The 21,026-nt window shown below is 69.7% G+C and carries 18 protein-coding genes; 12 read left to right on the top strand and 6 right to left on the bottom strand.

Annotated features, from left to right (window positions below; genetic code table 11):
- Positions 1 to 57: 57 nt before the first annotated feature.
- Entirely contained in the window at positions 58 to 1,203 is a 1,146-nt protein-coding gene (gene tcuB / locus ACCD06_RS30185; protein ID WP_413345759.1) for a tricarballylate utilization 4Fe-4S protein TcuB, read from the bottom strand.
- The gene (gene tcuA / locus ACCD06_RS30180) at positions 1,190 to 2,704 is read right to left on the bottom strand and encodes an FAD-dependent tricarballylate dehydrogenase TcuA (protein ID WP_413345757.1); all 1,515 of its coding nucleotides are present in this window, start codon (positions 2,702 to 2,704) and stop codon (positions 1,190 to 1,192) included. Before tcuA ends, tcuB begins: the two co-directional genes overlap by 14 nt.
- Between tcuA and ACCD06_RS30175 the strand changes: the two genes are divergently transcribed.
- From ACCD06_RS30175 to ACCD06_RS30135, 9 genes are all read left to right on the top strand, one after another.
- Positions 2,703 to 3,245, top strand: coding sequence for a hypothetical protein (locus ACCD06_RS30175; protein ID WP_413345755.1), 543 nt, complete (start codon positions 2,703 to 2,705; stop codon positions 3,243 to 3,245). The two genes, tcuA and ACCD06_RS30175, sit on opposite strands and share 2 nt — an antisense overlap.
- Before the next feature lie 275 nt (positions 3,246 to 3,520).
- Positions 3,521 to 4,168: an EboA domain-containing protein gene (locus ACCD06_RS30170; protein WP_413345752.1), complete on the top strand. Its 648-nt coding sequence runs from the start codon at positions 3,521 to 3,523 to the stop codon at positions 4,166 to 4,168.
- A gap of 4 nt (positions 4,169 to 4,172) precedes the next feature.
- Entirely contained in the window at positions 4,173 to 5,078 is a 906-nt protein-coding gene (locus tag ACCD06_RS30165) for a TatD family hydrolase (protein ID WP_413345750.1), read from the top strand.
- A gap of 5 nt (positions 5,079 to 5,083) precedes the next feature.
- The gene (locus ACCD06_RS30160) at positions 5,084 to 6,469 is read left to right on the top strand and encodes an alkaline phosphatase family protein (RefSeq protein ID WP_413345747.1); all 1,386 of its coding nucleotides are present in this window, start codon (positions 5,084 to 5,086) and stop codon (positions 6,467 to 6,469) included.
- A 7-nt stretch (positions 6,470 to 6,476) separates the two neighbouring features.
- Entirely contained in the window at positions 6,477 to 7,670 is a 1,194-nt protein-coding gene (locus ACCD06_RS30155; RefSeq protein WP_413345745.1) for a 3-dehydroquinate synthase, read from the top strand.
- A complete protein-coding gene (gene eboE / locus ACCD06_RS30150; protein ID WP_413345743.1) occupies positions 7,670 to 8,863 on the top strand; it encodes a metabolite traffic protein EboE in 1,194 nt (397 codons plus the stop codon). The genes ACCD06_RS30155 and eboE overlap by 1 nt, the downstream gene beginning before the upstream one ends.
- Positions 8,839 to 9,720: a UbiA family prenyltransferase gene (locus ACCD06_RS30145; protein ID WP_413345741.1), complete on the top strand. Its 882-nt coding sequence runs from the start codon at positions 8,839 to 8,841 to the stop codon at positions 9,718 to 9,720. Before eboE ends, ACCD06_RS30145 begins: the two co-directional genes overlap by 25 nt.
- A 119-nt stretch (positions 9,721 to 9,839) precedes the next feature.
- Entirely contained in the window at positions 9,840 to 10,574 is a 735-nt protein-coding gene (locus tag ACCD06_RS30140; RefSeq protein ID WP_413345739.1) for a DUF4396 domain-containing protein, read from the top strand.
- 86 nt (positions 10,575 to 10,660) lie between these two features.
- Positions 10,661 to 14,143 (top strand): NahK/ErcS family hybrid sensor histidine kinase/response regulator, encoded by a 3,483-nt coding sequence (locus tag ACCD06_RS30135; RefSeq protein ID WP_413345737.1) that lies wholly within the window; start codon positions 10,661 to 10,663, stop codon positions 14,141 to 14,143.
- A gap of 7 nt (positions 14,144 to 14,150) precedes the next feature.
- Here ACCD06_RS30135 and ACCD06_RS30130 read toward each other — a convergent pair whose 3' ends face one another.
- Entirely contained in the window at positions 14,151 to 14,834 is a 684-nt protein-coding gene (locus tag ACCD06_RS30130) for a LuxR C-terminal-related transcriptional regulator (protein ID WP_413345735.1), read from the bottom strand.
- A 178-nt stretch (positions 14,835 to 15,012) separates the two neighbouring features.
- Here ACCD06_RS30130 and ACCD06_RS30125 point away from each other — a divergent pair, with 178 nt between their 5' ends.
- On the top strand, positions 15,013 to 16,110 hold the full coding sequence (locus tag ACCD06_RS30125; RefSeq protein ID WP_413345733.1) for a TRAP transporter substrate-binding protein: 1,098 nt from the start codon (positions 15,013 to 15,015) through the stop codon (positions 16,108 to 16,110).
- Between the two features lie 48 nt (positions 16,111 to 16,158).
- Positions 16,159 to 16,725: a sigma-70 family RNA polymerase sigma factor gene (locus ACCD06_RS30120; protein ID WP_413345731.1), complete on the top strand. Its 567-nt coding sequence runs from the start codon at positions 16,159 to 16,161 to the stop codon at positions 16,723 to 16,725.
- 22 nt (positions 16,726 to 16,747) lie between these two features.
- On the opposite strand, the gene ACCD06_RS30115 is transcribed toward ACCD06_RS30120, so the two are convergent.
- From ACCD06_RS30115 to ACCD06_RS30105, 3 genes are all read right to left on the bottom strand, one after another.
- Positions 16,748 to 18,049, bottom strand: a complete 1,302-nt coding sequence (locus ACCD06_RS30115; protein ID WP_413345729.1) for a DUF2254 domain-containing protein — start codon at positions 18,047 to 18,049, stop codon at positions 16,748 to 16,750.
- Positions 18,050 to 18,054: 5 nt separating this feature from the next.
- Complete coding sequence (locus ACCD06_RS30110) at positions 18,055 to 19,542, bottom strand: DegQ family serine endoprotease (protein WP_413345727.1); 1,488 nt, start codon at positions 19,540 to 19,542, stop codon at positions 18,055 to 18,057.
- Positions 19,543 to 19,693: 151 nt separating this feature from the next.
- A complete protein-coding gene (locus ACCD06_RS30105) occupies positions 19,694 to 20,083 on the bottom strand; it encodes a hypothetical protein (protein ID WP_109155894.1) in 390 nt (129 codons plus the stop codon).
- 832 nt (positions 20,084 to 20,915) lie between these two features.
- Here ACCD06_RS30105 and ACCD06_RS30100 point away from each other — a divergent pair.
- The gene (locus ACCD06_RS30100) at positions 20,916 to 21,026 is read left to right on the top strand and encodes a twin-arginine translocation signal domain-containing protein (protein WP_109155893.1); all 111 of its coding nucleotides are present in this window, start codon (positions 20,916 to 20,918) and stop codon (positions 21,024 to 21,026) included.

The following is a 21,026-nucleotide window of genomic DNA, read 5'->3' as shown; positions in this document are numbered from 1 at the left end:
CGCCAGCCCAAGTCCCCCTCTCCCCGCTTTCGGCGGACCAAAGGTCCGCCTGTCGCGTCAGCGCAAACTACGTTTGCGCGTGAGCGGGGGAGAGGGCTTCTGCTCCATCGCCGCCCGCAGCAGGGCGGCGACGCGGAACGGCGCGTGCAGGAACTTGCTGTAGGGCAGCGTCGCGAACCAGCCGAGCACGAGGCCGAGATGGACCAGCAGCAGCGGCCCCATCGCCGCCGTTTCGCGCATCGCGAGCAGCCCTAGGCCGCTGGCCGCCACCAGGAACAGCAGCGCCAGCAAGGCGCCATCGCCACCGGTCAGGCTGCGCGCCACCGGCCCCGGATCGGCGCGCCGCTTGAGCAGCGCCAGCCCGGCCGTGCCGACCACCATCCCGACACCCCCCAGCCCGCCGAGCAGGACCGGCAGGCTCAGCAGCGGATAGGGCGCCTGCCAGCCCAGTCCATGGTCGTAGACGGTCGCCACGCCGGTGGCGGCGAAGCAAAGCGCCACCCCATAGAACAGCGCATGGTGGAACCGCCGCCGCGCCTGGGAAAAGCGTTCGTCCCTATCGTTGCAGCCGGCCCCGCCGCCGCCGAGATTGCGCAGGCTGGCCGCATCGCGGAGCGCATCACGCACAGCCGGCCACAGCGCCGCTCCGGCCGGCGCCGGCCCCATGCCGCGCCAGAAGGACGCCACGCTGAAACAGATGGCGAGCAGCGACCACAGCATCACCGCCCCGGCGACCCCGGCGATGGCCCCCCACGGCACCAGCCGGTAGAAGGCGCCCGGCCCGTCATGCCGCCCGAACAGCACCTCCGCCGGCAGGCTCAGGACCGCCGGCAGCGCCACCAGCGCCATCGCGGCCAGGGTGACGGCGGCGACGAAGGACCACCCCGCGCCGGGCAGGCGCCCCCTCAACACCGGCGGCCAGACATGGTCGCGGTAGGTCTGCTGCCGGACCAGACTGAGGCTTTTCGGCAGGTTCAGGTCGAAGGCATGCGGCGGTGCGTACTGGCAGGCGTGATAGCAGGACCGGCAGTTGTGGCAGAGGTTGGACAGGAAGGTCAGGTCCGCCGCCAAGACCAGTCTTCGCGGCTTCAGCGCGGAGAAGACCGCGCAATAGCCGTCGCAGAACTGGCAGGCATTGCAGATCTCCAGCGCCCGCCGCGCCTCCCCCGCGATCCGGCCGGCCTCGTCGTCAGCGCAGGGCATGGGCTGCGGCCTCCCGTCCGGCGATGCGGCCGAACACGGCGCCGACCGTCATGGCGCCGCCCGCCAGATAGCCGCAGCCGAGGATGTTGGGCGCCATGACGACCCCGGCGGCATAAACCCCCTCCAAACCGGCCCCGTCCCGCCGCAGCACCCGCGCGCGTTCATCGACCCGCACCCCCAGGCAGGTGGAGGTGACGCCGGCCCGCACCGGATAGGCGCCGAAGGGCGGGACCATGATCGGTTCGGCAAGCCGTGTCTTCGGCGGATCGACGCCCGCCGTGCCGCCTCCGTCGGTGATCGCGGCGTTGAAGCCGGCCATCGTGGCCTCCAAGGCCGGCGGAGAAATCCCCAGATCCCTCGCCAGTTCGCCGATGCTGTCCGCCCGGATCGCCGGAAAGATGGAGGGCCGGAACCGCGTCTCGATGGCCGCATCGAAGATCGAAAAGGCGACGGCGCCGGGGCACCGGACCACCAGCTCGCCCCAGGCCGTGTAGCGCGACGGCCCGACGACCGCCCCTTCGTCGGCGAAGCGACGGCCGTCCCGGTCCACGACGATGCCGTGGGCGATGCCGTCCAACCGGGTGACGATGCCGCCGTCAAAGGGCGGCGCGCGGCCATCCACCGCGACCATGTGGCAGCGATCCGCCGCCCCCACCGGCTCCGCCCCCTCGTCCAGCAGCGCCTTCAGCGGAATGCCGGTCGCATGCGGGGTGCCGCGGATCGCGAACCGGTCGGCAGCCTTGCCCCACTCCCGCCGCAGCCAGCCGGGATCGGCCTGGAACCCGCCGGAGACGACGACGAGCGCCCGCGCCGTCACCGTGACGCCCGGCTCCCCCACGGTGACGGCCGGCGCCCCGTCGCGCAGATGCAGCCCTCGCACGGTGCTGTCATACCGGATGGCGACGCCCAGCCCATCGGCGGTGGCATAGAGCGCATTCACCAGCGCCTTCCCGCCGCCGAGGAAGAAGGCGGTCTTGCGCGAATAGGGCAGCACCTCGTCGGCACAGCTTTGGAACCGCACGCCGTTGCCGGCCAGCCAATCGACGATGTCGGCGCTGGCGTCGACGAACAGCCGCGCCAGCCCGTCATCTGCATCCCCGGCTACGCGCCGCAGGTCGGCCAGATAATCGTCGGCCGGATAGCGCCCCCGCACCCACGGGGTCGGCGCGTCATGCATGACCCGCATGTTGCGGGAATGGCGGGCGTTCCCGCCGCGCAGCGCCTTGGGCGCCGCCTCCAGCAGCAGGACCGCCGCGCCGGCCCGGCGGGCGGCGATGGCGGCGCAGAGCGCGGCGTTCCCGCCACCCACCACCAGAACGTCGCAGTCGTACGGTACACCGGTCATCGCCATGGCTTTAGACCCGGACGGCCTGCGCTGGGAAGGGCCAAGCCCTGCGACACAGGGCAGCGCCCCGACTTTTGCACAAAAACTCCCCAGAACAGGATCAAATTCCCATAAGCTCTCCGCCAAAGGTTCCACCCATCCAAGGAGCAAAACCATGGCGCTCGACAGCCGCACCCTTGCCCCCAACGCTCTTGGCGACCGTTTCCCCCGCTGGGCCGAAGAGCCGCCGGTGCCCGCCGAAGGCTCGCTCATCCCCGGATCCCAGTTCCACGAGGAGCAATGGATCATGGCTGCCGGCATGCTGGCGCGCGGCAGCAGCTTCCTCCAGGTCTCGCGTGCCATGGGGTGCAGCCGGACGACTCTCTGGCGGGCCTATTACGGGTCCAAGGATTTTCGTCACAGGGTGTGGTGGGAACGGCAGGCGCTGAACCGCGAGGCCGAACTCCGCCTGTCCTCGATCCGCGCCCTGGTCGCCGAGCAGATCGAACGGCTGGTCTCCATGGGCGATCCGGCGACGGTGCGCTGGCTGGCCGACCGGCTGGGGCTGTTCGCCGGTCTCGACGCCCCGGCGGCCGAACGCCCGGCCTCCCACCCCCGGCCCCCCGGCCGGAAGATCCGCCCACCGTCGCCGTCCCCGAACCGGACGACGACCTCGCCGGAAACCTGCGCGAGCGCACCCCTCCCAGCCCCGAGATGATCGCCGCCATCCTGGCCCGGCCGCCGCTGGATGGAACATCCGCCAAAAACTGTTCCACGCCGTTCCACCCCAGACCGATCCATTCCCCGGAGCTGACACGTATCGTCAGTTGACATACCAACGTTTCATGCATCCCATATGGGGTGTCGCCGGCCGACACCCGCACCCAAACTTGCGCTGTCGGCCTACAGAACGTCGCAACGCAGGAGCCGGCACCCATGACGACCATGGAGTGTGGAGCAGGGGCGTGTGGAGCAGGGGCATGTGGAACGGGGATGGCCGATCCGACGATGCTGCCCGCCGCGGCACCCGAAGCCATGCCCGGCATCCTGACCGCCCTGGTCGCCGAACAGGACCGCGAGGCCGCGGCATGGCTTGAGACGATCCTCGCCGCCCCGCCCCTGCCCGGCACGGCGGAGTTCATGCGGCTGTTCGCGATCGCCGGCCGCAGGCTGGGCGCCACCGCACCGCAGGGCTGGCCGCCCTCCCGCATCGCCCGCGCCGCCCTGCTCGCCGCGTCGGTCATTGCCGCAGGGGAGAAGGCCCCCGCCCGGCTGGCGACCGCCTTCCGCCGGTCGGACAGCACGGAGCGGGCGGCGATCCTCCAGTCGCTGATGTTGTTGCCTGACCCCGCCCGCTTCGCCGGTCTCGCCGCCGACGCCTGCCGCTCCAGCGTGCAGCCGGTGTTCGAGGCCATCGCCTGCGACAACCGCTATCCCGCCGACCATTTCGCCGAGCCGGTCTTCAACCAGATGGTGCTGAAGGCGGTGTTCACCGGCGCATCGCTAGCCCGCGTGGTCGGACTGGCGGACCGGACGACGGCCCGACTGCGCCGCATGGCCGCCGATTTCCGCGATGAACGGCGGGCCTCCGGCCGGCCGGTGCCGGCGGACCTCGACTTCCTCCTCGATCTGGGAACCTGACGTGATGAAGCTGTTTGACCCGCACATCCACATGACGTCGCGCACCACCGACGATTATGCCGCCATGCGCCGGGCCGGCATCGTCGCGGTGACCGAACCGGCCTTCTGGCTGGGCCAGCCGCGCACCCACGCCGGCAGCTTCGAGGATTACTTCCTGTCGCTGATCGGCTGGGAACGCTTCCGCGCCAGCCAGTTCGGCATCCGCCATTTCTGCACGCTGGGCCTGAACCCCAAGGAGGCCAACACCCCCGACATCGTCGACGGCGTGCTGGAACTGGTCGACCTCTACCTGGAGAAGGAGGGCGTCGTCGCGGTGGGCGAGATCGGCTACGACGACATGAGCCCGGCGGAGGACGACATCCTCGCCCGGCAGGTCGAAATGGCCAAGAACCACGGCCTGCCGGTGATGATCCACACGCCCCACCGCGACAAGAAGGCCGGCACCCGCCGCACCCTGGACTTGCTGCGCGAGGCCGGGATGCCGCCGCACCTCACCCTGATCGACCACAACAACGAACTGACGCTGGAAATGGTGCTGGAGAGCGGCTGCTGGGCCGGCCACACCATCTATCCCGGCAGCAAGATGGACGAGCCGCGCATGGTCGGGCTGGTCCAGGCCTTCGGGCCGGAGCGGATCATGGTCAACAGCTCCGCCGACTGGGGGATCAGCGACCCGCTGAAGGTGCCGAAGACCGCGCAGGCCATGCGCGACGCCGGCATCGCGGAAGAGGCCATCGAGACCATCGTCTGGCGCAACCCCATCGCCTTCTACGCCCAGAGCGGCCGGCTCGACCCGGCGGAGCTGGAAATCCCGCTGCCGGTCGACCAGCGCCTGCTGTTCGAAGGCAACACCGTCCTGCGCGGCCAACCCCCGACCGTCGAGATGGCGGCCGCCGGATCGGACCACTGACGGCGATGAGGCGCACGCTGGTCCTGAACATCGTCGGGCTGACCGCCGACCTCCTGCCCCATGCACCCGCCATTTCCCGGCTGGCGGCGCGGGGGATGCGTCCGCTGGTGCCGGTGCTGCCGGCGGTCACCTGCTCGGTGCAGGCCAGCATGCTGACCGGGCTTCCCCCCTCCGGCCATGGCTGCGTCGCCAACGGCTGGTACGATCGCGACCTGTCGGAAATCCTGTTCTGGAAGCAGAGCAACCGGCTGGTCGCCGGCGAAACGCTGTGGGAGGAGGCGCGGCGCCGTGACCCGGCCTTCGTCGGGGCGAAGCTGTTCTGGTGGTACAACATGTACTCCGGCGCCGACATCAGCGTCACACCACGCCCGATCTATGCCGCCGACGGCCGCAAGCTGCCGGACATCTACACCCACCCCGACACCCTGCGCGGCGAGCTGACACAGGCGTTGGGACCGTTCCCGCTGTTCCGCTTCTGGGGCCCCGGCGCCGATCTGGTGTCCAGCCGCTGGATCGCGGACTGCGCGGCGGAGGTGGAGCGGCGCTTCCGCCCCAGCCTGTCGCTCGTCTATCTGCCGCATCTCGACTACGACCTGCAGCGGCTTGGCCCCGACGACCCGCGCATCCCCGCCCAGGTCGCCGCCGTCGACGCCCTGGCCGCTCCACTGATCGAGGCGGCGGAGCGCGAGGGCACGCGGGTCGTCGTGCTGTCGGAATACGGCATCACCGGCGTGTCCGGCCCCATCGCCATCAACCGCGCCCTGCGCTGGGCCGAGCTGATCGCAGTACGGGAGGAACAGGGCGGCGAACTGCTCGACCCCGGCGCCTCGGCCGCCTTCGCCGTCGCCGACCACCAGCTGGCCCATGTCTATGTCCGCAACCCCGAACAGGTGGCGGCGGTGCGCGACCTGCTGCTGGGCCTCGACGGGGTGGAGCGGGTGCTGGACGCCGAGGCGCAGCAGGCCGCCGGCATCCGCCACCCGCGCGCCGGCGAGCTGGTCGCGGTCGCCCGCGCCGACCGCTGGTTCAGCTATCCCTACTGGGTGGACGACGACCGGGCGCCAGACTTCGCCCGCACCGTGGAAATCCACCGCAAGCCCGGCTACGACCCGGCCGAACTGTTCCTCGACCCCGCCCTGCGCTTTCCGAAGGCATCCATCGGCTGGCGGCTGGCGAAGAAGGCGCTGGGCTTCCGCACGCTGATGGACGTGATCCCGCTCGACGCCGGGCTGGTGAAGGGATCGCACGGCCGACCGACCGACCGGCCGGAGGCCGGGCCGCTGCTGATCTCCTCCGAACCCGCCCTGCTGCCCGATGGCCCGGTGCCGGCGGAGGCGGTCAAGTCCCTCCTGCTCGCCCATCTCTTCGACCCCATCTCTTCGACGAGGTGACCGCCCGATGACCTCCACTCTCCATCCGGACGTCTGCTCCCCCATCATCCGCCAGCGCTTCGCCGTCACCTTCGACTACGCCGTCGCCTTCACCCGCGATGCCTTCGACCCGGCCAACCCGACGCTGGCCGACGCCATGGGCACGGCGGGTGCCGATCCGCGCCCGCGCTGCCTCGCCTTCGTCGACATGGGCGTGCTGGCCGGACACCCGGCCCTGCCGGAGGCCATCGCCGCCCATTTCGCCGCCCGCGACGATCTGCCGACCCTGGTGGCGCCACCCCGCCTGCTGCCGGGTGGGGAGGCGGTGAAGAACGACCCGGCCCTGATCGGGCAGATGCATGACGCCATCCTCGGCCACGGCATCGACCGCCATTCCTATGTGCTGGCGGTCGGCGGCGGCGCCTTCCTCGACGCGGTTGGGCTTGCCGCCTCCACCGCGCACCGCGGCGTGCGGCTGGTGCGCATGCCGACCACGGTGCTGGCGCAAAACGATTCCGGCGTCGGGGTGAAGAGCGCCATCAACCTGAACGGCGCCAAGAACCAGATCGGCACCTTCGCCCCGCCCTGGGCGGTGGTCAACGACGCCGCCTTCCTCGACAGCCTGCCGCAGCGCGACCGCATCGCCGGCATGGCGGAGGCGGTGAAGGTGGCGCTGATCCGCGACGGCGCCTTCTTCGAATGGCTGGAACGGTCGGCCGACGCCCTGACCCTGTTCGAGCCCGACGCCGTCGCCCACCTGATCCGCCGCTGCGCCGAGCTGCACATGCGCCAGATCGCCGAGGGCGGCGACCCGTTCGAACAGGGCAGCGCCCGCCCGCTCGATTTCGGCCATTGGGCCGCCCACAAGCTGGAGACGCTGAGCCGCAACCACCTGCGCCATGGCGAGGCGGTGGCCATCGGCATCGCGCTCGACACCCGCTATTCGGTGCTGGCCGGGCTTCTGCCGGAGGGCGAGGATCTGCGCGTCGCCGTCCTGCTGGAGCATCTGGGCTTCCGCCTGTGGCACCCGGCGCTCGCCCGCGTCGATGCCGCCGGCCGGCCGCAGGTGCTGGCCGGGCTGGAGGAGTTCCGCGAGCATCTCGGCGGCCGGCTGACCATCACCCTGCTGGCCGGCATCGGCCGGGGGATCGAGGTCAACGCCATGGATGCCGCCTTGGTCGAAAGCGCCATCGGCTGGCTGTCGGCGCGGGAGGCCGCCTGATGCGCCTGTCCGGCGGCGGCACGCTCGGCTATTGCCTGAACGTCCACCCGACCCAGAGTTTCGCCGAGGTGCGGGCGGCCCTGCTGGGGCCGGTGCGCGAGATCAAGCGCCGGCTCTGCCCCGACCGCCCCTTCGGCGTCGGGCTGCGCCTGTCCGCCGAGGCGGCGTCGGAAGCGGGCGTGGCGGCGGAACTGGCGGCGATCTTCGACGGCGAGGGGTTCGCGGCCTTCACCATGAACGGCTTCCCCTATGGCCGCTTCCACGGCGCGCCGGTCAAGGAGGCCGTCTACGAGCCGGACTGGACGACGGCGGAGCGCGTCGCCTACAGCCTCTCCCTGGCCGAGACCATGGCCGCCCTGGTCCCGCCGGGCGGCTTCGCGACAATCAGCACCGTGCCCGGCGGCTACGCCCCACGCGTGACCGGGCGCGAAGCGGCGGTGGCCGACGGGCTGTTGCAGGCGGTGGCCGGGCTGGTCCGGCTGGAGCAAAGCACCGGCCGAACCGTGGCGCTGGCACTGGAGCCGGAACCCTGGTGCCTGCTGGACAGCACCGCCGATGCCGTCACCTTCTTCCGGGCGCACCTGTTCACCGATGCGGCGGCCCGGCGGCTCGGCGCCCTTGCCGGGCTGACGGCGGACGAGGCGGCGGCGGCGCTGCCGCGCCATCTCGGCCTCTGCCTCGACGTCTGCCACATGGCGGTCAACTTCGAGGAACCGGTGGAGACGCTGGCCGCCCTGGCCGCCGCCGGTATCCCGATCCACAAGGTCCAGCTCAGCGCCGCCCTGCGGATCGAGCGGGCCGATGCCGTAGCGCGCGAGCGGCTGGCCGCCTTCCGCGATGCCGTCTATCTCCACCAGACCGTCGCCCGCGCGGCGGATGGCACAGCGGCAGGCAGATTGCGGCGCTTCGTCGACCTGCCGCAGGCGCTGGAAAGCCCCGGCGGCGAGGACGAGGAATGGCGGGTCCATTTCCACGTCCCGGTCTTCGCCGAACCCGAACCGCCGCTCGATTCCACCAGCGGCGCGCTGGAGGGGGTGCTGGCGATCCACCGCGGCCGGCCGGTGGCGCCGCATCTGGAGGTCGAAACCTACACCTGGGATGTCCTGCCCGCCGAAGCCTGCGGCGCGGGTGCGATGAGCGTCGTCGACGGAATCGAAAGGGAATTGCGATGGGTGTTGGAACGGCTGTCCTGATCCGCCCGCGCGCGGCCCTGATCCTCGGCCGGGTTTCCAACCTGCCGACGGTGCTGAGCAACGCGATGGCAGGGATCGCGCTCTCCGGTGTCGGAACGCTGGACGGAGTTGCCCGCGCCGCCATCGTGCTGGCGCTGTTCTATGTCGGCGGCATGTACCTGAACGACGCCTTCGATGCGGAGATCGACGCGCGGGAACGGCCGGGCCGCCCGATTCCGAAGGGCGATGCCTCCCTCGGCGCGGTGTTCGCCGCCGGCCTCATACTGATCGCGCTCGGCGTCGCCCTGGCCGCCCTGTCGGGACTGCAGGCGGGACTATGCGGCGGGCTGCTGGCGGGCGCGATCCTGCTCTATGACGCCCTGCACAAGCGCACGGCGGCGGCTCCGGCGATCATGGGTCTGTGCCGGCTGCTGTCCTACGCCACCGCGGCGGCCATCGCAGGCGGCGGCGCGCTGGCGCCCTGGATGCTGCTGGGGGCGGGCGGGTTGTTTTGCCATGTGGTCGGGCTGACCTTCGCCGCCCGGCAGGAGGCCTACGACCGGCTGGACAAGGCTTGGCCGCTGGGCGTGCTGGCGGTCCCGCTTGCCGGCGCGCTGTGGGTCGCGCTCGGCAACCCGGCGGCGCTCGTCCTGTGGGCGGCGCTGGCGGCGGCGACGGGCTGGGCGGTGCATCGCCTGTTCCGCCGCGCGCCGGGTGACGTTCCGCGCGCGGTGGCGGTCCTGATCGCCGCCATCGCTCTCTACGACGCCGTGCTGATCGCCGCGGCCGGAGCCGGTGCCGCCGCCCCGCTCGCCGTTGCCGCCGCACTGTGTTTCCCGCTGACCCTGGCGCTCCAGAAGGTCATTCCGGGGACATGAGCCTGCCATTCCGAGCCGCACCCCGACATCATCAGGAACCCACCGCCGCCATGCCGAGTTGTCGCCCGGGGCCGGACGCCATCGTTCCGCCCCGATCACGGCGACGCGGAGGTTCTTTGATGGTTCCCGACTGGCTTCATCTGCTGTCCATCGCCGCCCTGGTCTTCGGCGGGCTGTGCGCGCTGGTCGTGCTGGTCGATGTGGTGCGCCATCCCCAGCACATGTGGATCATGAACGTCGTCTGGCCGGTGACCGCCCTGTTCGGGACGGTCCTCACCCTCTGGGGCTATTTCACCTATGGCCGGCTGGCGACCCACGAGATGATGCGGCAGGCGAAGGAGCGCGGCGAGGAAATGCCGAGCAAGCGCGACACGCCCTTCCCGATGATGGTCGCCAAGGGGGCGGCCCATTGCGGCAGCGGCTGCACGCTGGGCGACATCATCGCCGAATGGCTGGTGGTGTTCGCACCGACGGTGGCGGTCTGGTTCGGCTGGCGCAGCCTGTTTGCCGAGAAGATGTTCGCGGTGTGGATCGTCGACTTCATCTTCGCCTTCGCATTCGGCGTCGCCTTCCAGTATTTCACCATCAAGCCGATGCGCAACCTGTCCCCCGGCGAAGGGCTGGTGCAGGCGGTGAAGGCCGATGCGGCCTCGCTGACGGCGTGGCAGGTCGGCATGTACGGCTTCATGGCCTTCGCCGGCTTTTACCTGTTCGGCACGGTGCTGGGCGCAAAGCTGGAGCCGGCCTCCCCGGAGTTCTGGTTCATGATGCAGATCGCCATGCTCTGCGGCTTCGTCACATCCTACCCGGTCAACTGGTGGCTGATCTCCACCGGCGTGAAGGAGAGGATGTAGGCTGGAACCCGCCCCTTTTGCCCTGATCCTCCCCGATTTTTCCGTTGTGCCGCAGGACGTCACCTCCGAACTCAGGAGGCATGCTGATGAGTGGAGCGGCTCTGGCCATCGCGCTGGCCTATTTCGGGTTCCTGTTCGCCATCGCCTCCTGGGGGGACCGCCGGGCGCGCCGCCATGGGACGCAGCCGGGGGCGGGATCGGGTCCGCTGGTCTATGCGCTGTCGCTGGCCGTCTACTGCACCGGCTGGACCTTCTACGGCAGCGTCGGCATGGCGTCGACCGGCGGTTATGCCTTCCTGCCGATCTATGTCGGCCCGATCCTGATCTTCACGCTGGGATGGCCGCTGCTGCACAAGATCCTGCGGATCGCCAAGGCCCAGAACATCACCTCGATCGCCGATTTCCTTGCCGCCCGCTATGGCAAGAGCCAGTCGGTCGCGGCCATCGTCACGTTGGGCGCCATCGTCGGGACCGTGCCCTACATGGCGTTGCAGTTGAAGGCCGTCTCATCCAGCTTCGCCGTCCTGCTGCGCTATCCCGAGATCGTCATGTTGGAGCAGCCGGCGGCCTCCCCGATCTGGGCCGACAGCGCGCTGGTCGCCGCCGTGGTGTTCGCCCTGTTCGCCATTTTGTTCGGCACGCGCCACGTCGACGCGACCGAACGCAACGAGGGCATGATGCTGGCCATCGCGGTGGAGGCGGTGATGAAGCTGACCGCCTTCCTCGCCATCGGCGCCTACGCGACCTGGGGACTGTTCGACGGACCGGCCGACCTGCTGCGTCTGGCATCGGCCGAACCGGACCTGCGGCACCAGTTCGCCAGCGGCGTCAACGGTTCCAGCTGGATCACCATGACCGCGCTGGCCGGGTTGTCGGTCCTCTGCCTGCCGCGCATGTTCCACGTCGCCGTCATCGAGAACCGCGACGAGGAGCATATCCGGCAGGCGACGTGGCTGTTCCCGACCTATCTCGCGGCCATGGCCCTGTTCGTCGTTCCCATCGCCGCAGCCGGCCTCCTGCTGTTCCCGGAAGGTTCGGTGGACCGCGACATGACGGTTCTGGCCCTGCCGATGTCCGGCCGGCAGGAAATTCTGACGACCATCGCCTTCGTCGGCGGCCTGTCCGCCGCCACCGGCATGGTGATCGTCTCCTCCGTCGCCATCGCCAACATGGTCAGCAACGATCTGGTGGTGCCCATCCTGCTGCGCCGCCGCGGCGGCCGGATCGATCGTCTGGACATGCGCCGGCTGATCCTGGGCACCCGCCGGGTGACGATCCTGGTGCTGATGCTGCTGTCCTACGTCTATTACCGGATGATCGGGACCGGCTTCCCTCTGGCCTCCATCGGCCTCGTCAGCCTCGCCGCGGTGGCGCAGTTCGCGCCGGCCCTGATCGGCGGCATGATCTGGCGGGGGGCCACAGCGACCGGCGCCGTCTGGGGCGTCGTCGCCGGCTTCGTCGTGTGGGGCTACACGCTGCTGCTGCCGGCGATCATCGAGGCCGGCTGGCTGTCGTCCGCCATCCTGACCACCGGTCCGTTCGGAACCGGCCTGCTGGCGCCGCAGCGTCTGCTCGGCTTCCATTTCGATCCTTTCGTCCATGGCGTGACCTGGAGCCTGCTCGCCAACAGCGTGGTCTACATCGCGGTCTCGCTGCGGACGGTGCCACGGCCGATCGAGCGTTTGCAGGCCGGCGCCTTCACCGACACCGACCTCCAGTGGAGCCATGCCGGGTTCGAACCGCGCACCGGCTCCGTCACGGCGGAAGAACTGAGGACGGTGGCCGCCCGCTATCTCGGCCCCGAACGGGCGGAGCATGGCTTCGCCGGCCTATCGGCGTCCAACAGCACGGGAGAGGCCGACCTGCGCCTGATCCGGCAGACGGAGAAACTGCTGGCGAGCGCCATCGGCGCCGCCTCCGCCCGGCTGGTGATGGCCCTGACGCTGGAACGGCACAGCGTCGGCAAGGGCAACGCGCTGCGGCTGCTGGACGACGCGACGGCGGCCATCCAGTACAACCGCGACGTCCTGCAGACGACCATGGAGAACGTCGCCCAGGGGATCGCCGTCTTCGACAAGGATCTGCGGCTGGTCAGCTGGAACCGCCGCTTCCACCGGCTGCTGGCGATCCCGGCGGAGATGGAACCGGCCGGGATCGCCCTTCCGGAAATCCTGCGCTTCGGCGCCCTGCATGGGCTCTACGGCCAGGGCGATCCCGCCGCCCTCGTCGCCCGGCAGCTCGACGTCTTCCTCGCCAGCATCGCCAACCCGGTCGAGCAGCACCGGCCGGACGGCAGCGTCCTGGAGATGCACACCTGCCGGATGCCCGGCGGCGGCTATGTCACCACCTTCTCCGACATGACTGAGCGTGTCCGCGCCGCCGCGGCGCTGGCCGAAGCCAAGGACCGGCTGGAGCAGCGCGTCCGCCAGCGCACCGCCGAACTGGCCCGTGCCAAGGCCGCGGCGGAGGAAGCCAGCCAGGACAAGACGCGCTTCCTCGCCGCGGCGAGCCACGATCTGCTGCAGCCACTGAACGCCGCGCGCCTCTATGCCTCCAGCCTCGGCGACCGGATGCCGAACGACGCGCTGGTCGGCAAGCTGGACGGCGCCCTGGCGTCGGTGGAGGAACTGCTGGGGGAACTGCTGGACATCTCCCGGCTCGACGCCGGCGCGGTGAAGCCGGAGCGGCAGAGCTTCCCGCTCGGCCGACTTTTCGCCACGCTGGCGGTGGAGTTCGCGCCGCTGGCGGAGCAGCGGGGGCTGCAGCTGCGCATCCTGCCCTGTAGCCTCGCCGTCGACAGCGACTGGCGCCTGCTGCACCGGCTGCTGCAGAACCTGCTGGCCAATGCGATCCGCTACACGCCGCAGGGCCGGGTGCTGCTGGGCGCCCGCCGGGCCGCCGGCCATGTCCTGGTCCAGGTCTGCGACACCGGCATCGGCATTCCCGAGGACAAGCAGGCCCTGGTCTTCGGCGAGTTCCGGCGCTTCGCCGAGGCACCGGGGGTGGAACATGGGCTGGGGCTGGGGCTGTCCATCGTCGAGCGTATCGGCCGTGTGCTCGACCATCCGGTGACGCTGCACTCCATCCCCGGCCGCGGAACCGTCTTCGCTGTCCGCATCCCGCGCGGCGTGTCGCTGCCGGATGCACAGGCCGATCGTCAGGCGGCGGATGCGCAGTCCACGCCGGCCGAGCAGACGAGCATCCTGTGCATCGACAACGACCCCACCATCCTGGACGGGATGCGGACGATGCTGGGCGGCTGGGGCTGTCGGGTGCGGACCGCCACCGGGCTCACCGCCGCCCTGGCCGAAGCGGAGAGCGGAGCGCCGGATCTCATCCTCGCCGATGTCCATCTGAACGAAGGAGAGGACGGTTTCGCCTGCGTCCAGGCGGTGCGGCAGCGGCTGCGCCAGCCGGTTCCGGCGGCCCTGATCACCGCCGACCGGTCCGCCGTCGTCAAGGAACGGGCGGAGAGCCTCGGCCTGCCGCTGCTGAACAAGCCGATCCGCCCGGCCGCCCTGCGCACGCTGATGCGCCGCCTGACCAATGCGCGGCCGGCGGCGGAATAAGGCTCCCTCAGCCTGCCCGCCGCTCTTCCGCCGCGCGGCGGATCATCTCCTGCGGGGCGTCGGCGTCCTCGGCCAACTGGCGGACGAGGATCACGGCCTGGGTGCGGCTGGTGACGCCCAGCTTTTGCAGGATCGCCGAGACATGCGCCTTCACCGTGCCTTCGGACACGCCCAGCTCATAGGCGATCTGCTTGTTCACCAGCCCGTCGTTCAGCATCATCAGGACCCGGACCTGCTGCGGCGTCAGGCTGGCGATGCGGGCAGCCGCATCCTCTTCCGCCCCGACACCGTTCGGCTCCTGCAGCGCCGGCCGCCACAACTCGCCCGCCAGCAGGGCCTGCAGCGCCTCGCCCAGCATGTCGGACGGGGCGGATTTCGGGATGTAGCCGCAGGCGCCGGCGCCAAGGGCACGGCGGATCACCCGCGGCTCCTCGTTGGCGGAGATCACCGCGATGGGCAAGGCGGGAAAGCGGCTGCACAGATAGACCAGCCCGGCAAAGCCCTGCATCCCCGGCATGTTCAGGTCGAGAAGAAGCAGATCGGCGTCCGGGCTTTCCTCCAGCGCCGCCGCCGCCGCATCCAGCGTCCCGGCCTCGACGATTTCGGCCTCGGGCAGCGAGCGGGCGATGGCGAGACGCATGGCGTCGCGGAACATGGGGTGATCGTCGGCGACGACGATGTGGGTGGGCATGATCGGGTCCTGTTGGCTTCGCCGCTAAACCAAAGTCACATGGAAGTCACGAGGGGGACGACATAGCTTTCTGAACGAGTGAGAAACACTTCGCACCGCCGGAAACCGCATTGCGCCGATGGGCTAATGCGGACGCCCAGTCCCCGGGCGGTGTCGACCAGAGACGGAAACAGGACCGATGAAGCGGCGCAACCTCCTGACGGCCATGGGCCTCGGGCTGGGCGGAGCCGTGCTCGCCACCCCGGCGATCGCACAAGGGCCGCCGCAGATCCGATGGCCGCTGGCCGCGACATTCCCGAGGGAACTGGACATCCTGAACGGCGGGGTGGAGGTCCTCGTCCGCCGGGTCGCTCGGCTGACCGGAAACCGGTTCGTCATCGACCGCGACTCCTCCCTGCTACCGAAGACGGATCAGCCGATGCTCGATTTCGTCGGCAGCGGCGGCGCGCCGATCGGACTGGGCGCCAGCTATCAGGCGATGGACCGCGAGCCGGCGCTGGTCTTCGACACCTCGGTCCCCTTCGGATTGAACGCGCGGCAGCAGAATGCCTGGATGTACCAGGGCGGCGGACTGATGCTGATGCGCGAACTGCTTGCCGACCACGATGTGGTCCCTTTCCCGGTCGGCAACACCGGCTCACAACTGGGAGGCTGGTTTCGGCGGGAAATCCGCGCCGCGCAGGATCTGAACGGACTGAAATTCCGTGTGTCCGGAATGGCCGCCGACGTGCTTCGCCGCCTGGGCGGCCAACCGCAGCGGACCGGCCATGCCGGGCTGCGCACCGCGCTGGAGGACAAGACTCTCGACGCGGCGGCCTGGGCCGGCCCGCATGACGATCTGCGGCTCGGCCTGCACAAGGTTGCGCCCTATTGCTACTACCCCGGCTTTCTCGAGGGGAACGCGCAGCTGTCCTGCTACGTCAACCGCCACGCCTGGGACCGGCTGCCGCCCGAGTACCGGGAGGCGGTGGAGGTCGCCTGCGCCGACGCAAATCTCTGGGTCACCGCACGCTACGACGCCCTCAACCCCGCCGCCCTGAAGCAGCTGACGGCCGAGGGGGCGATCCTTCGTCCCTTTCCGCTGGAGATATTGCGGGCCGCCCACCGAGCCACCGAGGAGCAGTTGGAGGCGCTGGCCTCGGCGAACGGCCGCTTCCGCAAGGTCTACTCCTCATGGAAGCCGTTCCGCGACGCCCAGCATCTTTGGTTCCGCATCGCCGAGAACAGCTTCGACCGTTCCGCCTCCCTGCAGTCGCCGGAGACTTCCCGGAACTAGGCCCGAAACCAGGGAGACCACCCCCCTGCGCCAACCCAAAAGGAGCGCATGATGACCTATGACTTCGACCGGGACCTGATCCGGTCCATGCCAGCGATGGAGCGCTTCGCGCGCAGCCTGACCCGCAACCCCGCCGAGGCCGACGACCTCGTCCAGGACTGCATGGAACGTGCGCTCCGCCACCGCGAGAAGTTCGAGCAGGGCACGAACCTGGAAGCCTGGCTCTGCACCATCCTGAAGAACGTCCATTACAGCAAATGGACCCGCAAGCGCCGCTTCGGCGAGGTCGAGGTGATGGACGGCGAAATCGCCAGCGGACCGTCACAGGACCATCAGGTCTTGCTGCGGGAGGTGGCGACAGCCATCGGCGGGCTATCGGAGGAGCATCAGCGGCTGATCCGCATCGTCGCCGTCGATGGCGACAGTTATCTCGAAGCGGCCGACGAGCTGGGCGTTTCGGTCGGCACCGTCCGGTCCCGCCTGTCCCGCGCCCGCAACCGGCTGCGGACCGACTGCGAAACGCCGCGCCGTCCACCCCTGGCTCGGCACACCGGACTGCCGATGTCCGCCCGTTCGGCCGGCTACTCGGAGATGGCCCGGCGAACGGCCGGTTAGACCGGCTCCGGGCCGAGCCCCTTCAGTCGGCGGTCCGATCCGACAGACTGTCCCGTGCGCTGCGGCAGCGGACGCGCAACGCCTCGCGGTCACGGTCGAGGAAGTCGCTCCGCTCGCCCGCGGCCTCGATGAGGGCGATCTGCGCCAGCAGCGGCTGCCGGCGCGGCTCGTCGCTGACATAGGGTGCCAGAGCCTCAAGAGCTTCCGCCACGCGGATCAGAACGGCCGGCATGGTGGCGCCCGCCTGCCGGATCTGATCGAAGGCCGCCCGCACCAGCCCGTCATGGTCGGTCACGTTACGGACCACACGCAACGCGCCCGTCTTGTCGCACAGCACCGCCACCTGCAGCGGCCGTTCGAAAATGCGGGACAGCGCCGAGGACAGCATGTCTATGACGGTCAGCGCGGTATAGACGTCGTTGATCCCCGGCGACAGCGCCCGCAATGACATCTCCACCAACTGGCGGATGCCGTATTCGAGGTCCTGGGTCGGGGTCCGCTCGGTCCCGACGATGAAGGCCTGCCGGATGGAGCGGCGGAACGCCTCGTCACAGGCCTCCGGCGGATGCACGGCAAGGTGACGGCCGCGAACGAGTGCGAAATGCCCGGGCCGGACGTCGAGCCACAGAACCGCGTCGGCCTCGCAGGCCCTGCGCACGAGCATGTCGAAGTCGACCGCCTGGACATAGCCGTCCTCTCCCAGCCCGAACCACACCGCGTCCTCCGGCACTGGCGGCGGCATTTTTCCCGCGTCCGCATTCTCCGGCAAAAGCAGATCGATGGACGCGCGCAACTGGCGCGACACGTCGCGCACGGCGTTGTCGTACATGATCGACCGCGCCAGCTTGTGTACGAAGAACAGCAGCACGAACAGACATAAGGCCGAAAGCGCGGTCCCGACGGTGATCGCGAAGTGAGGGATCGCATTGTCGGATGGGGTGCCGATGCTGCGGAAAACCACCAGCAGATAGAGAATCGTCGCCACGAACAGTCCCAGCACCGCCTGCGTCTGGGGATCGCCGATGAAATTGCGCACCAGACGGGGGCCGAGTTGCCCGGCGGCCAGGGTCAGCACCACGACGGTGATGGAGACCACCAGCGACGTCATCGTGATGATGCCCGACAGCAGGGCGCCCATCAGTTGGCGGGCGCTTTCGGGATCGCCACTGTAGACCAGCCACAGCTCGGCCGCCCCGTCGGGCAGCACCGGCCCTCTGGTGACGAGAAGGACCGCCAGCGCCACCGCTGCGAGGCTCATCAGCAGCGGCACGAACCACAGGCTCTCGCGCAGAAACATCCAGTAATAACGCAGGCGGCCCTTCACTCCAATCACCCCAGCGGAAGCGGAACGAACAGCGACTGGCCATCCCGCCGCCGTAGAAGGATAACATGATCCTTCCCGGACTTGCGGGCCTGATCGACGACATTTGCCACGTCACTGGGATCACCCACCGTCTGCTGCCCCGCCCGGGTAATGACGTCACCCGGCTCGAAGCCGGCCTTCGCCGCCGGGCTGTCCGGCGCAACCTCCACCACCGCGGCACCGTTCACGTCGGAATCGAGCGAGAACTCCTTACGCAGTTCGGGCGTGATCGGCGCCAGCGTCAGGCCGAACTGGCCGCCGCCGGGCTGCTGCTGTTTCGCCTCGGCCTGCTCCGCCGGCGGTTGCAGTTCCGCGATCCGCACCTCCAACGTCACCGGCTTGCCGTCGCGCAGGACAACGACGCGGGTGGTATCGCCGGGCTTGGTCTGCGCCACCATCCGGGTCAGCTCATGCGGGCCGGCCACCTGCTTGCCGGCGAATTCGGTGATGAGATCGCCACTCTTCAGCCCGGCCTTGGCGGCAGGGGCGTCCTTGGACACATCGGCAACCAGCGCGCCGGACTGGTCCTTGAGGTCGAGCGCCTGGGCGATGTCCGGCGTGACCGGCTGGATGGTGACGCCCAAATAACCGCGGGTCACCCGGCCGTTGCTGCGCAGCTCGTCGATGACCGGGCGGGCGAGCGACGCGGGAATGGCAAAACCGATGCCGATGTTGCCGCCGGACTGGCTGAAGATCGCGGTGTTGACGCCGATCACCTCGCCCTTGACGTTGAACATCGGGCCGCCGGAATTGCCGCGGTTGATGGCGGCGTCGGTCTGCAGGAAATCGTCGTAGGGTCCGGCGCCGATGTCGCGCGCCCGGGCGGATATGATGCCGGCGGTCACCGTGCCGCCCAGCCCGAACGGGTTGCCGATCGCCACCACCCAGTCGCCGACGCGCATGGTGCTGCTGTCGCCCCAGGAAACGCTCGGCAGCGGCTTGTCGGACTCCACCTTCAGCAGGGCAAGATCAGTCTTGACGTCCGTTCCCACGATCTTCGCCGGCAGCTTGCGCTTGTCGGTCAGGGTGACCTCGACCTTGTCCGCATGCTCCACGACATGGTTGTTGGTGACGACATAACCGCTTGGGTCGATGATGAAGCCGGAGCCGAGCGACATGCCGTGCGGCCGGGCCGGCGCCTCTCCGCGTGGGGCTCCCTGCCCATGGCCGCCGGGGGCGCCCGGTGTCTGCCGCCGCAGCAACTCCTCCATGAAGTCGCGCAGTGGGCTGTCGGGCAGCATGGAGAAGGGGCCGGCGCCGCCCTGTTGGTCGGACTGCGCCATCTGCGGCCGTTCCGGGGCGGTAGAGGCCGTGATCGTCACCACCGACGGCAGCTTCGCCTCGGCAAGGTCGGCGAAGCTGGCCGGCATTTCTCCGGCCGGTCCCGACTTGCCCTGCGCCAGCGCGGGGCCGGCCGGCGCCAGGAGGAGCCCGGCGGCCACGACGAACCACATCCGGCTGCGCCTCCGTACGGGCGCCGGCCCCCGGTCGATAAGCCGGTGTTGATCAGGAAGAACATGCATCGGAAACCTCATTGCTGCGGACATGCGGAAAGGGCGGGGAGACGCCTGTCTCCCCGCGGTTCATGGCTACGTGGACGGCGCCTTACTGCTTTGTCGCGCCGCTGTCCGAACCGGTATGGCCGGTGGTGGAGGTCCCGGACTGGCCGCCGGTCGTCGCAGTGCCGGAGCCGGTCGACGAGCTGCCCGACATCTGCGACGGCGGGTTGATGGTCATGAACACCTGATTGCCGTCCTGGGTCTGGGCCTGGACCAGATAGGCGGCGTCGATGACCGTCACATTCTTGAAGCCGGCCTGCTCCAACTGCTTGCGGAGCTTATCCTGGGTCATCGCCTGAATCTGCGAATGGGTCTGGGTGGCTGCGGCGCTGCCGTTCTTCTGCGTGCTCTGCTGGCCGGTGGACGACTGCGCGAAAGCCGGCGTGCCGGCGGTCAGGGCGAGGCCGATGACGGGAATGAGCATTGCGATACGCATGGCATGTCCTTTTGTGTTTGCGTTTCCTGCAGGGCGTGCCTGCGCAGGGCCAACTCCCGCCGCCGGATCTGCTCCCGCCGCCGGGGTCCGCGCATTGGTGGAAGACTGCCTATTTCTGCGGCGGCACCAGAATCCGGAACTCGTGCTGGGGATTTCGGGGAAACGGACCCTGACCAAGATGAACGCCTGCGCCGCCTGTTCGTCCGTCCAATCGGCGGGCAGGCGCACCTCCGCACCGTAGCTCGCCCAATTGCGGGTGGAGGCGCCGGTGGTGTGGCCGGCCCGCGCCAGATCGAGCGTGTCGGGAAAGAACGGCAGGTCATCGAAGCGGATCTCCGCCGACAGGCCCGACCCGCGGCAATCTCCAGCATATGGCCGAGCAGGCCGTACCCCGTCACGCTGGACGGCATGCACCCCGTCCAGCGTGGCCAGCGCCCCGCCGGCGACCGGGACGCCTACGGCGGCGCAGGCGGATTGCCCGCCTTCCAATCACACGGGAGGTGCGGGGACGCACCGTCGCTTGTGGTTCCGCCGTCCGGATCGGAAAGGTCATGACGGTGATCGGGACCGGGCAACTGATCTGTCGGTGGAGGTCCCGACGGGGCTCTACGTCGAAAGCGGATAGCCCCCTGATGAAGTGCTGTTCCAATGGCTTGGCCGCATGGTGCCAAGCGCCCGGAGCAGTCGGGCTAGCCCGACCGAAGCCATGGAACCGGATCGCGGATGGGGGACTTGTACGGATGAACGCCAACCCCGATGCCGTTCCCTCGCCCCGTTCCTCGTCCCGGTCGAGCCCACACGATGCCGGGCCGGAAAATAGGGAGACACAGCCATGGACCGACGCCGCTTCTTCAAAGCGGCCGCAGCAGCCGGACTGGTGGCTGCCGCAGGACCGACGCGCATCGCGCAACCTGTCGAAAATCTCTGGGAACTGCCGGCGTGA

The sequence above is a fragment of the Azospirillum sp. CT11-132 genome (assembly GCF_047302835.1).
GTDB lineage: Bacteria > Pseudomonadota > Alphaproteobacteria > Azospirillales > Azospirillaceae > Azospirillum.
Note: the sequence above shows the minus strand (reverse complement) of the source record. Positions and strands in the feature narration are given on the sequence as shown.